Source organism: Micromonospora sp. NPDC047527, from assembly GCF_040643015.1.
GTDB lineage: Bacteria > Actinomycetota > Actinomycetes > Mycobacteriales > Micromonosporaceae > Micromonospora.
The window spans coordinates 1,159,850-1,176,426 of sequence record NZ_JBEYTK010000001.1; the positions used below are offsets into that span (position 1 = coordinate 1,159,850).

Annotated in this window: 15 protein-coding genes; 1 reads left to right on the forward strand and 14 read right to left on the reverse strand. The window is 71.9% G+C overall.

Annotated elements, in window-relative coordinates; genetic code table 11:
- Positions 1-48 precede the first annotated feature (48 nt).
- Positions 49-801: an FCD domain-containing protein gene (locus ABZ808_RS04975; protein ID WP_357001013.1), complete on the forward strand. Its 753-nt coding sequence runs from the start codon at positions 49-51 to the stop codon at positions 799-801.
- Positions 802-807: 6 nt separating this feature from the next.
- On the opposite strand, the gene ABZ808_RS04980 is transcribed toward ABZ808_RS04975, so the two are convergent.
- The 14 genes from ABZ808_RS04980 to ABZ808_RS05045 all read right to left on the reverse strand — a co-directional run bounded on the left by ABZ808_RS04980 (position 808) and on the right by ABZ808_RS05045 (position 16,558).
- A complete protein-coding gene (locus ABZ808_RS04980; protein ID WP_357001015.1) occupies positions 808-2,019 on the reverse strand; it encodes an LLM class flavin-dependent oxidoreductase in 1,212 nt (403 codons plus the stop codon).
- Positions 2,016-2,762, reverse strand: coding sequence for an alpha/beta hydrolase (locus tag ABZ808_RS04985; protein WP_357001017.1), 747 nt, complete (start codon positions 2,760-2,762; stop codon positions 2,016-2,018). Before ABZ808_RS04985 ends, ABZ808_RS04980 begins: the two co-directional genes overlap by 4 nt.
- Positions 2,759-3,604, reverse strand: coding sequence for an alpha/beta hydrolase (locus tag ABZ808_RS04990; protein WP_357001019.1), 846 nt, complete (start codon positions 3,602-3,604; stop codon positions 2,759-2,761). Before ABZ808_RS04990 ends, ABZ808_RS04985 begins: the two co-directional genes overlap by 4 nt.
- Positions 3,601-4,125, reverse strand: a complete 525-nt coding sequence (locus ABZ808_RS04995; protein WP_357001021.1) for a flavin reductase family protein — start codon at positions 4,123-4,125, stop codon at positions 3,601-3,603. Before ABZ808_RS04995 ends, ABZ808_RS04990 begins: the two co-directional genes overlap by 4 nt.
- Positions 4,122-4,997: an FAD:protein FMN transferase gene (locus ABZ808_RS05000; RefSeq protein WP_357001024.1), complete on the reverse strand. Its 876-nt coding sequence runs from the start codon at positions 4,995-4,997 to the stop codon at positions 4,122-4,124. Before ABZ808_RS05000 ends, ABZ808_RS04995 begins: the two co-directional genes overlap by 4 nt.
- Positions 4,998-5,133: 136 nt before the next feature.
- A complete protein-coding gene (locus ABZ808_RS05005; RefSeq protein ID WP_357001026.1) occupies positions 5,134-5,967 on the reverse strand; it encodes a CoA ester lyase in 834 nt (277 codons plus the stop codon).
- Positions 5,964-7,430: a dihydroorotase family protein gene (locus tag ABZ808_RS05010; RefSeq protein WP_357001028.1), complete on the reverse strand. Its 1,467-nt coding sequence runs from the start codon at positions 7,428-7,430 to the stop codon at positions 5,964-5,966. Before ABZ808_RS05010 ends, ABZ808_RS05005 begins: the two co-directional genes overlap by 4 nt.
- Before the next feature lie 43 nt (positions 7,431-7,473).
- Positions 7,474-8,904, reverse strand: coding sequence for an MmgE/PrpD family protein (locus tag ABZ808_RS05015; RefSeq protein ID WP_357001030.1), 1,431 nt, complete (start codon positions 8,902-8,904; stop codon positions 7,474-7,476).
- Positions 8,897-9,751, reverse strand: a complete 855-nt coding sequence (locus ABZ808_RS05020; RefSeq protein WP_357001032.1) for a cyclase family protein — start codon at positions 9,749-9,751, stop codon at positions 8,897-8,899. Before ABZ808_RS05020 ends, ABZ808_RS05015 begins: the two co-directional genes overlap by 8 nt.
- A 30-nt stretch (positions 9,752-9,781) precedes the next feature.
- Entirely contained in the window at positions 9,782-10,981 is a 1,200-nt protein-coding gene (locus ABZ808_RS05025; RefSeq protein ID WP_357001035.1) for a CoA transferase, read from the reverse strand.
- A gap of 95 nt (positions 10,982-11,076) precedes the next feature.
- Complete coding sequence (locus ABZ808_RS05030; RefSeq protein ID WP_357001037.1) at positions 11,077-12,351, reverse strand: MFS transporter; 1,275 nt, start codon at positions 12,349-12,351, stop codon at positions 11,077-11,079.
- Entirely contained in the window at positions 12,338-13,762 is a 1,425-nt protein-coding gene (locus ABZ808_RS05035; RefSeq protein ID WP_357001040.1) for an aldehyde dehydrogenase family protein, read from the reverse strand. The genes ABZ808_RS05030 and ABZ808_RS05035 overlap by 14 nt, the downstream gene beginning before the upstream one ends.
- Positions 13,755-15,488 carry a thiamine pyrophosphate-dependent enzyme gene (locus ABZ808_RS05040; protein ID WP_357001042.1) on the reverse strand — a complete coding sequence of 578 codons (1,734 nt, stop codon included), beginning with the start codon at positions 15,486-15,488 and terminating at the stop codon, positions 13,755-13,757. The genes ABZ808_RS05035 and ABZ808_RS05040 overlap by 8 nt, the downstream gene beginning before the upstream one ends.
- Entirely contained in the window at positions 15,485-16,558 is a 1,074-nt protein-coding gene (locus tag ABZ808_RS05045) for an ABC transporter substrate-binding protein (protein ID WP_357001044.1), read from the reverse strand. Before ABZ808_RS05045 ends, ABZ808_RS05040 begins: the two co-directional genes overlap by 4 nt.
- Positions 16,559-16,577: the final 19 nt, after the last annotated feature.

Below are 16,577 nucleotides of genomic sequence, written 5' to 3' on the forward strand. Positions count from 1 at the left end.
GGCGAAGGCGTCGCCGGCGGCAAGATCGTGGGCCCGTAGGATCGGGTCATGTCTGAGGCCCAGCCGACCCCGCGGTTCCGCCAGCACGCGGCGAAGATGGGTGAGCTGGTGGCCCGGCAGATCCTGGAGGACATCGTCGAGCAGGGGCTGTCGGCCGGGGCGGCGCTGCCCACCGAGGCGCAGATGCTGCAGGCGTACGGGGTCAGTCGCGGCACCCTGCGGGAGGCGCTGCGGATTCTGGAGATCAACGGTCTGGTGCGGGTGCGGCCGGGTCGTGGTGGTGGGCCGATCGTCGGGTCGGTCGATCCGCACACCTTCGGTCGGACGATGGCGCTGTTCATGCAGATGGGCCGGACCCGGTTCGGTGAGCTGGTCGAGGCGCGCGTGATCATGGAGCCGTTGATGGCCCGGTTGGCGGCCGAGCGGCGCGATGCCGCGCACCTGCGTGAGTTGGCGGAGTCGATGCGGGAGCACGCCACGTTGGAGGAGCGCGACGAGGCCAGCTACCTGGCGGTGATGCAGCGTTTCCACGGTGTGGTGGCGGGGTTGTCGGGCAATGGGGTGCTGGATCTGTTCGGTCGGGCGCTGAAGGAGATCTACACCGAGCGGGTCGTCGCGGCTGAGCGTCGTCCGGAGCGGTGGGAGGACGTGCGGCGGGAGCATCAGGCGGTCGCGGCGGCGATCGCCGACGGCGACGGGGTTGCGGCGGAGACGTTGATGCGGGCGCACATGGTCGCCCTGGCCGATCACCTCGAACGCGACTACGCCGGTCTGCACGACGAGGTGATCGGCTGGTGGTGACGCCGGTCAGGACAGTGCGCTGGACAGCACCGCCTGTACCGGTGTGCGGTCCTGGTCGACGCGCCGGGTGGTGTCCTGGTCGCGCCAGTCGGTGCCGAGGGCGCTGACGGCGGGCATGACCTCCCTGGCGAACAGGGTGAGGTGGTCGCGTACCTCGTTGCTGGTCATGTCGCCGGCGTGGTTCATCAGGATGAGGTGTCCGGCGCCGGTCTGCTCGTAGAGGCGGTGGATCTGTGCGGTGACCTGGTCGGGGGTGCCGATGAGCAGGATGCCGGCGTCGATGAGGTCTTCGTAGCTCATTCGGCGGACGGCGCCGAGGCGGCCCTGGAGCGCGGCCACGGCGGCTGCCGGTGGGAAGTAGCCGGGTGGGCTGGCGGCGCCGAGGCGCAGGTTTCCGGGCTTGAGGTAGTACATGAGTTTGCGGCCGATCTCGCGGGCTTTCTCCTCGGTCGGGGCGACGTGGCACAGGGCCATGTAGGCGAACCGGTCCGGGCCGGGTTCGGGAAGGCCTGCGGCGACGGCCGTTCGGCGGTAGAGCCGGAACGAGGTCGCGGTGTCGTCGTAGGTGCCGAGCAGGTTGCACAGGGTGTAGCCGTGTCGGGCGGTCCATTCGACGAGTCGGGTCGAGGTGCCGCTGATCCAGATCGGTGGGTGTGGCTGTTGGTACGGGCGGGGCCAGACGCTGACGTACCGGTAGTGGTAGTGGCGGCCCTCCCAGGAGAAGATGTCGCCGCTGGTCCACGCCTTTTTGATCAGGTCGTGGGCTTCGATGAACATGTCCAGGTTGTGCACGGGGTTCTGGTTGGAGGGGAACGTCTCGCCCTGGACGCCGCGGACGAAGCCGCAGTCGATGCGGCCGCCGCTGACCGAGTCCAGGTAGGCGATCTCCTCGGCGACGCGGATGGGGCTTTCGCGGTGCGGCAGTGGGGTGCCGAGCACCAGGACCCGGCCGCGTCGGGTGCGGTGCAGGACGGAGGCGGCGCTGAGGGTGGCCGAGACCTGCAGGGTGGAGGCGGACTGGTGGTGCTCGTTGACCATCAGGTCGAAGCCCAGTTCGTCGGCGAGTTCGTACTCGTCGAGGTAGCGCTGGTAGAGCTCGTGGCCGAGGACGGGGTCGTAGTAGCGGTTGGGCATGAAGTATTTGAGGCCGCGGTTGGCCTCTTCGGCCTCGGGTGCGACGAACGGGTAGGGCATTTCGGTGAAGTGGTAGAGCTTCACGGGGCCTCTCCGATCAGGAAGGACCGGAGCAGCCGGTGGAATTCGTCGGGGCGCTCCAGGTACGAGTAGTGCCCGGCGTGTGGCAACTCGACGAAGCGCGCGCAGGGCAGGAGGTCGGCCAGCGCGGCGCTGTGTCGTGGCGGTACCAGCCGGTCGTGGGTGCCGGCGAGCACGAGGGTGGGCATGGTGGCCAGGTGCAGCCATCGGCGTAGTCGGGGATCGTGCAGGAAGGGTTTCCAGGCGTACCGGGACAGGGCGGCCCGGTCGGCGAAGGCCCGTTCGTACTCGTCGTCGGTGAGGCCGGTCGGGAAGCCGGGCATGCGCAGGTCGTGGCAGGCGGTGGGGTCGGCCCAGCCCAGGTCGACGATCTCGGTGGGGTCGAGCAGGAGGATGTCGGCGAAGTCGGGTTCGGTCACCCCGGACAGTTTCACCCCGTACGGGGAGACGAGGGTGAGTGAGGCGAACAGGTGGGGTGCGCGTACCGCCATCTCCAGGGCGATCCAGCCGCCGAAGCCCGCGCCGGCGAGGTGGACGGGGCCGTTGGTCAGGTCGGTGACGGGGCCGGCCAGGTAGTGCTGGGCGAGGTCGGCGACGCTGTCCCACTCCTGTGCGGTGTCGTCCAGTGGTGTGCCGAAGCCGGGGTGTCGGGGTACGACGACGTCCAGGTCGTCGGCGAGGAGGGTGAGGGCGCCGACCGGTCCGGGGAGAACGTCCGCGTCGTGCAGGAACAGCAGGGTGCTCACGGTGTGGTCCTCCCCCGGGTGAAGAAGGTTCGCAGGAGGGTGGCGAGGGCTTCGGGTTGGTCGAGGTTCGGTGCGTGTCGGGCGTCCATGCGGTGCACGTGCACCTGCGGGGACAGGTTCTCGAGGTGTCGGCCCCAGTCCGGTTCGAGGAGGTCGTCGCGGGTGGCCTCGACGACCAGGATCGGCACGGGGGTGTCGCGCAGGGGCGCTGGCCAGTCGTCGGGGCCGGGCTTGGGCAGTGTGGGGTGGCGTAGGCGGGGGGCCAGGCACGCCTGGACGTGGCCGGGTTTGCGGGTGTTGGCGTAGCGGACGCCGACGGTGTCGTCGAAGCCGGCGTAGTCGTCGGTCATGAGGGCGACGAGGCGGCGGACGTCCTGTTCGGTGCCGTCGAACTGGCCGAGTTCGGTGGTGCCCTTGGTGGAGCGCCAGGGGCCGCCGGTGCCGCAGATGCTCACCGCGGACAGGGCTGGCAGGGTGGGCGCGGGTGTGGCGAGTGCGCGTAGCAGGAGGGATCCGCCGAAGGACTGGCCGACGAAGTGGGCGGCGTCGACGTCGAGGGCGGCGCAGAACGCGGCGAGGTGGTCGGTGCGGAAGGAGTACGGCGAGCGGTCCAGGTAGACGACCTTGTCGGTGTCGCCGTAGCCGAGCATGTCGGGTGCGAGGACCCGGTAGTGCGTGGCGAGGAGGGGCATGACGCTGGCCCAGCTGCCGATGGCGTCGCCGCCGAATGCGCCGTCGTGGACGAGGACGACGGTGCCGTCGGGTTGTCCGGGTGGTGCGCATTCCCAGTAGCGGGTGGTGAAGCCGCCGGCGTCGATGGTGTGGGTCCGTGGTTGGGTCATTGTCCTGCCTCGGAGTGGAAGGTGCCGTAGCGGCCGTTGAGGTAGAGCAGGGGCTGGGCGTCGGTCTGGGATCGGGCGTGCAGCACCTCGCCGCAGAGGATCCAGTGGTCGCCGCCCTGGTGGATGGTGGTGGTGCGGCATTCGAGGACGGCGGTGGTGCCGGTGGCGAGGGTGGGTACCGGTGTGCGGCCGGCGACCACGGCGGCGGCGAGGTCGTCGAGGTCCCGGCCGCGGGTGGCGAAGGCTCGGGCCCAGGCGGTGCGGTCGGCGGCGAGGTAGTTGACGCTGAACCGGCCGGCTTGTTCGGCCAGCGGCGCGAGGCCGGTCTTGGTGTCGACGGCGACCATCACCATCGGTGGTTCGCCGGACAGGGACGCGGCGGAGGTGCAGGTGAGCCCGGTGACGCCGGCGGCGCCGCCGGGCACGAGAAGGATCGCCACGGGTGCGGGCACCTGGCGGAAGGCGGCGCGGAACCGGGGGGTTTCGACGAGGCGGTCCCGGGTGGTGAGGTCAGGGTTCATGGCGCCGCTCCCCTATCGGTGGGTTTGGTTGTTCGGGTCAGCCACAGGCGGTGCACGTCGGCGCGGGCGTTGAGGTGCGCGGCGGCGGGGCTGCCGCCGATCACCGTCGCCGAGGCGACCCAGTCGGCGCAGGCGCCGGTGCGGGCCAGGACGGTGCTCTGGGTGATGTCGGAGGCGCAGGGTTGGCCGGTGCGCGGGTCGATGAGGTGGTGGCCGTCGGTGCCCCAGCGGCGTTTGCCGGTGCCGCTGGTGGCGACGCCGCCGTCGCGGACCAGCAGCACGTGGCCGTTGGGCAGGTTGACGGGCCAGCCGTCGCCGTTGGGGCCGGGGCCGCGGCAGGTGACGTCTCCGCCGATGCTGGCTGCCGAGTTGGGGCCGAGCCAGGTCACGACGTCGTCGGCCCATCTGCCCTTGGCCAGTGCGCCGACGTCGACGCCGTATCCGGGTGCCAGGCGGGCGGTGTGGCCGCGTAGTTCCAGCAGCTCTGCCAGTGGTGGCACGGGTGTCGGTGTCGTGGGTGCGGCGGTGGGTGGGGTGCCGGTGGCCCAGGAGCGTACGTAGCCGGCGGCGAGGAGCCGGGGCAGCATCGCCGCGTTGACGAGGTTGGCGCTGGCGGCGGCGACGGCCAGGGCGTGTCGGAGCATGGCGTGCAGGTCGGCGGAGATGGGGTGCCATCGGCCGGCGGCGGCGTTCAGTTGGGACAGTTCGCTGTCGGGGCGGAAGCGGGAGTAGCGCCGGTCCAGTGCGTGTAGCCGCCGCTGCACCTCGGTGAAGGGTGTGGCCGGTGGTCCGTGGCTGGCCAGGGTCACTTCGCAGGTGAACACCGGGCAGGTGTAGCGCTGCACGGAGAGCGGGTGGTGCGCGACGGTCATGCGGTTCTCCCTCCACCACCAGTTTTAACATGCTAAACATGATGATGTTTAGGGAGCAAGGGTCCGTCCGGGTAGTTCCCGGCCGGCCCCTCCACCACAGGGGCCGGCCGGGAAGACGCGGTCGACGACGGCCGGCCTACCGGCCTGCCGCGTCGCGGTCCAGCACCTCCCGCGCGCTGCGGGCGACCGCGGCGTCGATCATTCGCCCGTCGGCGGCGACTGCCACCCCGGAGCCGTTGCGTTCGGCGTCGGCCAGCCGGTCGACGACGTCGCGGGCCGCGTCGATCTCGGCCGCCGTCGGCGAGAACACCCGGTTGACGACGGGCACCTGCGCGGGATGGATCGCCGTGCGGCCACGGAATCCCTGACGCAGCAGCAGCCGGCTGGTGGCCTCGAGCCGTTCCGGGTCGCGCAGGGCCGTCTCGGTCGGGCCGACCGGCGCGGCGAGGCCGACCGCCGCGCAGGCCAGGACGACGCGCGAGCGGTACGGCCACAACTCCTCCCGGTCCGGGCCGGGTTGCAGCCGCAGTTCCGCCGCGAGGTCCGCCTCGCCCAGGCCCAGGCGCTCGACCCGGGGGGCGGCGGCCACGGCCTCGGCGCGCAGCACGCCGCTGGCCGTCTCCAGCAGCGCGAACACCGCGATCTGCCCGGCCGGGAGGCCACTGTCGCGTTCGGCGTCGCCGAGCAGCCGGTGCACCTCGGCCAGCAGGTCGACGTCGGCTTTCGGCACGACCACGCCGGTCAGGTGCGGGCCGACCACCGCGGCGATGTCGGCCGCCGGTGTGTCCGCGTTGATGCGTACCCACCACTGCGGGGCGGTGGTCTTGTTCGGCAGCGCCACCGCGTCCTCAAGGTCGAGGATGCAGGCGTCGGCGCCCCGGGACGCCGCACGCGCCACCTTGTCCGGCTGGTCCCCCGGCACGTACAGGTAGCTGCGGGCGGTGGCCCGGGGTCGTCCGACGGCCGTCACGGGCGGGTGGGACGGGCCAGGTACCGGCCGCGCGGCTGCCCGACCACGGCGCCGCCACGCAGGATCTGCTCACCACGCAGGAACGTGTCGGTGACGCGGGCGGTCAACTCCATGCCCTCGAACGGCGTGTACTCCTGCGTCGACAGCGACTCCTCGGCCCGTACCGTCCAGGTGTGGTTCTCGTCGACCAGGCAGAAGTCGGCGTCCAGGCCCTCGGCGATGGCCCCCTTGGTGGCCAGACCGAAGCGGCGGGCCGGCGCCCACGAGGTCAGCTCGGCGACCCGGGCGTACGACAGGCCGCGCTTGGAGCCCTCGCTGACCAGGCCCGGCAGCAGGTACTCGGCGCCGCCGAAGCCGGATTTGGCGACGAAGATGTCGTCGGCCGGCTCACCGAACTTGGTCTCGGCGCGGCAGCACGCGTGGTCGCTGACGACCCAGTCGAGGTGGCCGTCGATCAGGTGGCCCCAGAGCGCCTCCACGTCCTCGCGGGGACGCAGCGGCGGGTTGACCTTGCCGCCGAGGCCGTACGCGGTGTCGATGCTGGCCAGCAGGTGGCCGATGGTCACCTCGCGGCGGAAGTCGACGTGCGGGAACGCCTTGGCCATGCGCAGCGCCGCGTCGACGGCCTTCTCCGACGTCAGGTGCAGCAGGTTGATGGTGGGCAGGCCGGTCTCGTGGGCGAGGTAGGAGGCGATGCTGATCGCGAGGCCCTCGGAGTGCGGCGGCCGGGAGGCGCTGTAGGCGGCCAGCCCGGTGAGGCTGCCCTCCTCCTCGACCAGGCGGGTGTACGCCCGCATGATCTCGGCCGTCTCGCAGTGCAGCGACAGCGAGATCTCGTCGGCCAGGTCTGGGAACTGCTCGCGGGCGGCCTGCACGCCGCGCATGACGAACTCGAAGTGCGCGTAGTCGTAGCGGGCGTCCGGCGGGATCATGAGGAAGGAGCTCTGGTCGGTGGAGCGGCCGTGCAGGCCGTGGCCACCGTAGAACATGAAGACCTTGAACGAGGTGACGCCGTGGTCGCGGATCAGCTCGGGGATCTCGTCGATGTGCTCGGCGGTCATCGGCGCGACGTGGAACGCGAAGTCGACGTAGGACTTCTGGTCGGTGGCGCTGCGCACCTCCGGGAAGAACTCGCGGTACGGTCCGCCGCGGTTGAGGTAGTACTGCCCGGTGCGGATGTAGTTGATGGCGGAGGTGACGCCGCCCTGCGCGCAGGCGCGGCTCTCCGTCGCGGTGTCCTCGGCCAGGGGGTGGTAGATGCCCCAGTGCTGGTGGGCGTCGACGACGCCGGGGAAGGCGAGCTTGCCGCCACCGTCGACGACGGCCTTCGCGCCGGTGGGGTCGATCGACGGCGCGAGGTGGGCCACGCGGCCGTCGCGGACGCCGATGTCCAGCGCTGCCGGCTCGGCCTGGTCGTGCCGCACCACTCTGACGTTCTTCACTACGAGGTCGAAAGGTTCCACGGTGTGCTCCTGGGGATTGGCGGACAGCGAGTCGGTGACGGCGTCAGTCGGCGCCGGTGCCGGCCTGTAGTCGGGTCAGGGGGCGCAGCAGGTCGCTGACGTCGGTGACGTCGGCGAGGCCGAGCACCGCGGCGACCACCTGGTCGGCGGTGTCCGGGTCGACGCGCCCGGCGACGTTGTCCCGGAACTTCAACGCCAGTTCCGCGTCGGACAGTGGCCGCTGCGGCCCACCGCGGTTGGTCAGCACCTCCTCGCGCCACGTCTGGCCGTCGTCGGTGCGTACCGCCACGACGGCCGGGAACTGGTGCGGGAAGATCGCGTTGCACTCGTCGTCGGGGACGACGTCCACGCGGGCCATCAGCGCGCGGCGCTGCGGGTCACGGGCCAGCTCGTCGGTGAAGTCGCCCAGCCCGAGGCCGAGTCCGCCGCCGCCGAGCAGGCCGGCGACGACCGCGTACGGGCCGCTGAACTGGGCCTGGTAGCCGGTGTCCGGGGCGCGTTTGGTGGCGATCGGCTCTCCGATGGTGCGGATCACCGCGGCGGGTACCCGCAGTTCGATGTGCGTGATCCGGTCCACGGGCACGCCTCGGGCGCGCAGGGCCAGGCCGGCGTCGATGGCGGCGTGGGTGAAGTGGTTGGCGGGGTACGGCTTGAAGAAGATGTCCGGCACCGCCCACCGCTCGCCGAGCCCGTCGGTGACCTGGTCGTGGTCGGCCTCGCCGCGCAGGAAGGCGGTGAAGAAGCCGAACCGGCCCTCCAGCACGGTGGGTGGTCCGGTGAAGCCGCGCCGGACCAGGTCGGCGGCGGTGACGGCGCTGTGTGCGGCCCAGCCGCAGTGCAGCCGCTTGACGGTGCCGCCGGTCCGGTTGGCCTCGATGACCCCGGAGGCCATGGAGGCGGTCACTCCGAGGACGTCCAGCAGGCCGTCCTCGTCGAGGCCGAGCAGCATGCCGGCGGCCACGGCGCCACCCATCGCGCCGCAGATGGAGGTGGCGTGCTGGCCGTGTTCGAAGAACACCGAGTTGTTCAGCACCGGGTCGAAGCCGGCCATCCCCAGCCGTACGGTCGTCTCGATGCCGACCGCGATCGCGTTGGTGAGCGCGACGCCGTCCGCGCCGGCGGCCTGGGCGGCGGCCAGGGCCGCCGGGACCACGGCGGCGCTGGGGTGCAGCACCGAGGGCAGGTGGGTGTCGTCGTAGTCCAGGGAGTGCGCCAGGACGCCGTTGCCGAACGCGGCCTGCGCGGCGGGCACCGCGTCGGGCAGCCCGACGACGTGGGCCTGGGCGCGCCCGCCCTGGTCGGCGACGTAGTCCAGGGCGGCGCGGCTGGTGGGCAGCCGGTGCGCGGCCACGCACAGCCCGAGGATGTCGAGCACCCGTTGGCGCACGCTGGTGGCGAGCCGTTCGGGCAGCGGTTCGTCGCCGGTGCGGGCGGCGAAGGCGGCCAGTTGCCGGGCGAGGGTCTGCTCAGCCATTGGCGATCACCGCCAGGGGGCGGACCGGCGAGCCGGTGGCGCCGAAGATGGCCAGGGGCGACAGGACGAACAGGAACTCGTGGACGTTGTCGGCGGCCAGTTCCTCCAGCGCCATCGTCTCGATGATGTAGACGCCGCGTTCGACCAGCAGCACGCGGTGCGCGGGCAGGACGCTGTGCCCGGCGCCCGGTCGCAGGCACTCGAAGGCGATCGTGTCCGCCCCGGCGGCGTGGATGCCCTGGTCGGCGAGCCAGGTGGCGCCGGCCTCGCCGACGCCGGGTACGCCGGTGGTGAGCCCGATGTAGCGGTTGCGGTCCTCGTGGTCGAACAGTCGGCCCCAGCCGCTGCGGACCAGCACCACGTCGCCCGGCCGGATCGGGGTGCCCTGCCGGTCGGCGGCGGCCGACAGGTCCGCCGGGGTGATCTCGTAGCCGGGGTCGCAGCCGTCGGGCTGGCCCAGGGCGGCCGGGACGTCGAGCAGCACGCCCCGGCGGACCATCGGGGCGATGGTGTGCGCGCCCAGTTCGGCGTACCGGCCGCCGCGTCCGGCGTCGGAGGCGTCGGAGCCGTCGAACAGCCGCCCGTCCTGGGAGACGTGGGAGAAGGCGTCGACGTGGGTGCCGACGTGGGTGCCCATGGTGATGATGTCGTTGGCGGCGGAGCCGCCGTCGGAGCGCACCGCGTCACCGTGCCGGCGGGGCAGGGCGTGCCAGAACGGCGGATGGTTCGGCGACTGCGGCATGCCGATGCTCAGGCGACGACCCAGGTCGTACGTCCGGACTCCGGCGTCGACGGCGGCTAGGAGCGCGGCCGTGCCGGTGTCGGTGGTGATGTTCGTTGTGGTCACGGCAATCCTTACCTTCGGTGGTGGCGGCCGTCAGGCCACGATCTCCCGCGAGCGCAGCTCCGCGACGGTGTCGGGGGTGCAGCCGAGTTCGTTGACGAGGAGCTGGTCGGTGTCGGCGCCGAGGGGTCGGCCGGTGAAACGGATGCGGCCTGGCGTGTCGGACATACGCCACAGCACGTTGTGCATGAGGACCTCGCCGAGGTCGGGGTCGGGCACCTTGACGACCATCTCGGCGGCCTGGACGTGTTCGTCGGCGACGATGTCGCGGGCGGTGTAGACGGCCGCGACGGCGGCGCCGGCCTCTTCGAAGGCGCGCATGACCTCGTCGCGGGTGCGCTCGGCGATCCACCCGCCCACGTACTCGTCGAGCAGGTCGGCGTGCGCGGCCCGCTGCCGCCCGGAGGCGAACCACGGCTCGTCGATGACCTCGGGGTGACCGACGAGGCGCAGCACCCGCTCGGCGATGGACTGGGCGCTGGTGGACACGGCCACCCAGTCGCCGTCGCGGGTGCGGTAGGTGTTGCGCGGGGAGTTGTTCGTGGACCGGTTGCCGTGCCGGTGCTCGACCACGCCGAGCTGGTCGTACACGGTGGGGCCGGGGCCGACCGCCATCATGATCGGCTCCAGCAGGCTCATGTCGACGACCTGACCCTTGCCGCCGTTGCGGTCGCGGGCGAACAGCGCCACCATCGTGGCCGAGGACGCCGCGATGCCGCAGATGCTGTCGGCCAGGCCGAACGCCGGCAGCGTCGGCGGGCCGTCCTCGTCGCCGGTCAGGTGGGCGAAGCCGCTCATCGCCTCGGCGAGGGTGCCGAAGCCGGGCCGCTTGGCGTACGGGCCCTGCTGGCCGAAGCCGGAGATACGCACGATGACCAGGCCGGGGTTGACCTCGTGGAGTTGCTCCGGGCCGATCCCCCACCGTTCCAGCGTGCCGGGGCGGAAGTTCTCCACCAGCACGTCGGCGGTGGCGGCCAGGCGGAGCAGCAGGTCGGCGCCCTCGGGCGCGGACAGCTTGAGGCCGAGTGTGCGCTTGTTGCGGGAGATCTCCTTCCACCACAGCGGTACGCCGTCCTTGGCGTGGCCGTGTCCGCGCATGCTGTCACCGGCGACGGGGTGTTCGACCTTGATGACGTCGGCTCCGAAGTCGCCGAGGATCTGGCAGCACAGTGGGCCGGCCAGGATCGTCGAGGCGTCGATGACACGGAGTCCGGTCAGCGGTCCGTCGTGCACTGGGCCTCCCCAACTCGGCTCGTTCGCTTCAAGCGAACGATGTTTCGCTCAGCAGAATAGATTGTGATGAGGTTCGGGGTCAACGGCAACGCCTGTCACCCCTGCCGGACAGGCCCGGTGGCCGAACGACGCCGGGTCAGCCGACCGCGCAGGACCACCGCGGCGGCCACCGCGGACGCCGCCGCGACGAACGCGCCGGTAGGTGCCGAGAACGTGTCCCCCAGCCAGCCGTGCAGCATCGCCGCGCCCGGCCGGATACCGAGGAAGCACATCGACCACAGCGCCATCACCCGGCCGCGTACCGCGTCGGACAGTCCCTCCTGCATCGTGGCGTTGACGTCGCTCACGGCCAGCAGGTAGCCGGCCCCGCCCACGGCGATGCCCACCGTGGCCAGCACCGGTCCGGGGCTGACCGCCAGCACCACCATCCCGACGCCCAGCGCGGCCACGCCGACCGCGCCCGTCCGGCCGCTGCCCACCGAGCGCCGCAGCCGGCCCACCCAGATGGCGATCAACGCCGAGCCGACACCGAAGAAGGTGATGAACACACCCACCAGCAGGTCGCCGCCGCCGAAGCTCTCCGCGAACAGCGGGGACAACGTGTTGATCGGCTCCATCGCCAACCCGATCAGGGCCACGGCGACCAGGCACCGCACCAACTCGGGTCGGTGCCGCACATAGGCGACCCCGCCGAACACGCCCAGCCGACCGCGCCCCCCGGCCCGGTCGGCGCGGGGCAGCCGCACACCGGTCAGCGCCAGCGCGAACACCAGGAAGCTGGCGGCGTTGACGGCGAACGCCGTACCGGCGCCGGCCACCGCGTACGTGGCCGCACCGGCCACCGGGCCGATGGCCCGCGACAGGTTGAACGTCAGCGAGTGCAGGGCGATCGCCTGGGGCACGTCGGCCCGTCCGACGATGTTGGGCACCAGCGCCTGCGCGGCCGGGCCTGTGATCGCCTGACCCACCCCGGACAACCCGATGAACGTCAGCAGCAGCCCCGGGTTCAACGCGTCCAGGAACGCCAGCAGCGCGAGCACCGCGGCGGCGGAACCACCCAGCGTCTGCCCCACGATGATCAGCAGCCGCCGGTCCACGCGGTCGGCCAACGCCCCGATCACCGGGGCGAGGACCAACTGCATGGCGAACTGCAGGGCGGTCACCAGACCCACCATGAACGCCGAGCGGGTCAGCGCGTAGATGGTCAGGATCGCCGCGACGTTCTGGAACCACGTGCCGGTGTTCGACGCCAGCGACCCGAAGAAGTACGGGCCGAAGCGGCGGTCCCGCAGCAACGCGAGACCGCCGCGGCCTCTGTCGTCGGCTGGCGCGTCGGCCGGTGGCTCGGCCGGGCGGTCAGCCTGCCGCACCCGCGCCTCCCATTCCGTACCCCTGGGGGGTGCCGCTGGTCAGCGAGGTCCACACCGACTTCGGGCGCAGGTAGAGCCGGGCCGCCTCGGTGCCGTTCTCGCGGCCGTACCCGGACAGGCCGACACCGCCGAACGGCACCAGGTCGGACAGCACCCGGTACGTGTTGATCCACACCGTGCCCGCCCGCACCTGCCCGGCGAACCGGTGCGCCCGGGCGATGTCGGCGGTCCAGACGCCCGCCGCCAGGCCGAACTCGGTGTCGTTGGCCAGCCGCAGGGCGTCGGCGTCGTCGCGGAACGACGACACCGCCAGGACCGGCCCGAAGACCTCCTCACGCAGCAGGCGGGCATCGTCGTCCAACCGGTCGAACACCGTCGGCGGTACGTAGAAGCCGTTGCGCAGCCGCTCGGTGTCGGGCAGGGCGGCCTGCGCGACCAGCCGACCCACGCCGCTGGACTCGGCGATGAACGCCGCCGTCTTGTCCCGCTGCGCCGCGGTGATCTGCGGACCCAGGTCCGTCTGCTTGTCGAACGGGTCGCCCACCCGCAGCGCCCGCACCCGCTCGGCCACCCGGTCGAGGACCTCGTCGTAGATGGACTCGTGCAGGACCAGCCGCGAACCGGCGATGCACATCTGCCCGCAGGAGGCGAAGACGCCCAGCACCACGGCGTCGACCGCCCGATCCAGGTCGGCGTCGGGGAAGAGGATCTGCGGCGACTTGCCGCCCAACTCCAACGCCACCGGGGTGAGGTTGGCCGCCGCCGAACGGGCGATGGCCTTTCCGGTGTCGTGGTGGCCGGTGAACACGATCAGGTCGACGTCCGGGTGCGACACCAGCGCCACGCCGGTCTCCCGACCGCCCGGCAGCACCCGCACCAGACCCTCCGGCACGCCCGCCTCGGCCAGCAGCTCGCCCAGCCGCAGGGCGGTCAACGGCGTCTCCTCGGCCGGTTTGAGCACGCAGGCGTTGCCGAAGGCGAGCGCCGGGGCGATCTTCTTGGCCGCGAAGAAGAACGGCACGTTCCACGGGATGACGCCGGCGACGACGCCGTGCGGCTCGGGCACCGTGTAGGTGTGGTACTCCGGTCCGACCGGGATGGTCTCACCACGAACCTGCTCGGCCCAGCCCGCGTAGTAGCGGAAGCTGCCGGCCGCCCGGAGGACCTCCCGCCGGGTGTCGCTGAGGATCTTGCCGGTGTTGCGGGTCTCGGTCTCGGACAGCTCGTCGACCCGGGCCTCGATGAGATCCGCGACCGCGTGCAGGATCCGGCCCCGGTCGCTGCCGGTACGGCGGGCCCACGCCGGTTGGGCGGCGCGTGCCGCCCGGACGGCGGCGTCCACGTCGGCCGGCGAGGCCGGCGCGACGTGGGTCAGGACCTGGCCGTCGATGGGCGAAAAGACATCAGCCATCGGTGTTCCTTTCGTCGTGAGCCGAGCGCGCCCGGCGTCCCGGGTCCATCGACCCGGTGAGGTGCTCGGGCACCCAGACGTCCAGTACGGCCGGGACGCGGTCCCGCGCCACCGCCGTGCGGGCCCGGTCCAGGGCCGCGGTCAGGTCGGCTGCGGCGACCACCCGCTCGCCGTAGCAGCCCTGTGAGCGGGCGTGCGCGGCGAAGTCCGGCGACGGGGTGAGGTGCCCGCCGATCACCGTGGGTTCGGTGACGGCCAGGCCGTCCGGGTAGTGCGCGGCCAGCGTGGTCGTGCCGGTGCGGTAGCCGCCGTTGTTGACGACCACGGTGACCACCGGGGCGTCGTGCTGCTGCTGCAACCACAGGCACGAGTCCGGCGAGCCGAACAGGTACGAGCCGTCTCCGGTCACCGCCACCGCGTGGGCGCCGCCGGCGGCCATGCTGGCGCCGGTCGCCGCCGCCACCGACCAGCCGAGGCTGGACCCACCCTTCTCGAAGAGGGTGCCCGGCTTCGTCCGGCGGATCGGCGCGGTGTCGAACACCTCCCAGGTCAGCAGGTCGTCGGGGCGCAGGTGCTCATCCAGCGCCGCGGCGATCAGCGCCGGCGTGGGTGCGCCGGAGACCGCTCCGCCGCCGGCGGCCCGGGCCGCCGCAGCGGTGCGCGGCTGTTGCCGCCGTCGGCGCACGGCGTCGGCGTCGCCCGGACCTGCGGCGCCGACCTCGGCCAGGACGGCTGCGAGGAACGCCGCCGGGTCGGCGGTGGTACGGGCGTCGGCGCGCAGCTCGTACAGGGGGACGCGGCCCTCGATCGGGTCAGGTCCCGCCCAGCCGATCCAGGCGTCGTCGCGTGGTCGTTCCACCGCGGGCATCCAGGGCACCGGGTGGTCCAGCACGACGACGACGTCGAACTCGTCCAGTGGCGCGTTGGTGTGCCACGGGTTGTCGTCGGGCAGGTTCATCCGGTAGCGGGTGGCGCGCACCTCCACGCCGAGGGTGTCGGCCAACTCGGCCAACAACGTCACGGCGTGCGGGTTGACGCCGACGCGGTCGGTGACGATGACGGGCCGCCGGGCGGTCGTGAGGCGGCGGGCCACCTCGCTGACCACGCCCGGGTCGCCCGGTCCCAGGGTCGGGATGCCGAGCCGTTGGGCGCTGGGGACCGGGTTACCGACCGGGATCGGGTACCGGCCCACCTCTTCGGGCATCGCCAGGTAGACGGGGCCCCGCCGGGGCGCGAGTGCCACCTGGAGGCCACGCGCCACGACCAGGGCGGCGTCGTCGAGGGCGGACAGCTTGTAGTCCCACTTGACGTACTGCCGCACGATCGAGCCCTGGTCCCAGCGCTGCTGCTTCCAGAACACCGGCGAGTTACGCGACTCCGTCCGGGTGGGCGGATAACCCGACATGATCATGATGGGGTGGTCGCCCCACATGGCGTTGTGGATGGCGCCGCCGTGGTGCAGCAGGCCGAGGTCGGCGTGGGCCGCGGTCATGGAGGGCTGACCGGAGACCATCGTCTCGCCCATCGCCGCGGTGAGCGCGACGTGCTCGTGCGGGCAGGTGATGACCTCCGGGGTCGGCTCGCCCCGATGCCGGGCCTGCGCGCTGGCCTCCTGGAACGAGGTCAGCTCGGAGCCGCTGTTGAACCACAGCCGCCGCACGCCGCTGGCCGCGGCCGCCGCCAGCACCGCCGAGGCGGCGCTGGCGGCGGCCGGGCCGCCCGTCACAGGTTCCTCGCGCGCTCGAGGTAGCTGCCGTTGATCAATTTGTCGATCGGCGCGGCGGACTTGACCAGGTTGGCCTTGATGAGGCTCTCCTGACCCTTGAGCCAGGTCTGGTCGTTCATCTGCAGGGCCTTGTCCGGGCCGGCTGCCAGCCAGCTCTCCACCAGCAGCGGCAGCTCGGTGCGCGCCTGGGCAGGGTCGGCCTCCGGGTTGTACTTGCGCAGGTCGGTGATGACCTGGTCCCAGTTCTCTTCCTTGCTGGCGTACTCGATGGCCTTGAGCACGCCGGCGAGGAACTTCACCGGCATGTCGCTGCCCGACTCCACCATCTTGGAACTGGTGTTGTACGAGTCCGACGGCATCGGCGCGAAGTCGTCGGTGCTGAAGAAGACGACCTCGCCGACATCCTTCTGGATGGTGGCCCGGTCGGTGTTGACGCAGATCCAGGCGTCCACCTGGCCCTTGCGGGCCAACTCGTACGCGGCGGTGCCGACACCGGTGACCGGACGCTTCACCGACTTGGGGTTGACCCCCGCGTTGATCAGCATGACGTCGAGCAGGTTCTCGGTGGCGCCGCCGGTGGACACGATGCCGCAGGTGCGCCCGGCCAGCTCGGCCGGATTGCGGATCGGCTTGTTCGGCAGGGACACCACCTCGAACTGCGACTTCTGCCGCACGCTGGCGATGCTGATGAACGGCGCCTGCTCGTTGGCCACCGCGATGATCGCGTTGATGCCGTTGGCCCGGGTCAGGTCGGCCGAACCGCCGAGCACCGCCTGGATGGCCGTGGCGGTGCCCTGCCCACCCTTGATGTCCAGGTTCAGGCCGTACTCGGAGAAGAAGCCGCGCTCCTTGGCGACCATCGTCTCCACGAAGCTCAGCGTCATGCCGGACGCGGTCATGTACGAGCCGGAGAGGCTGCCGTCGGCGTTGACCTTGTTGTCGTCGCCGCCGCAGCCAGTGAGCAGCAAGGTCATGCCGCCGGCAGTGGGCAGCAGGAGCCCTGCTGTGGTGCTGGCCCGGAGGAACGAGCGCCGTGAAACCGGCGCGCCGATGGAACGGTCGTTTTTCATGAATATCTCCCGGTGCCGA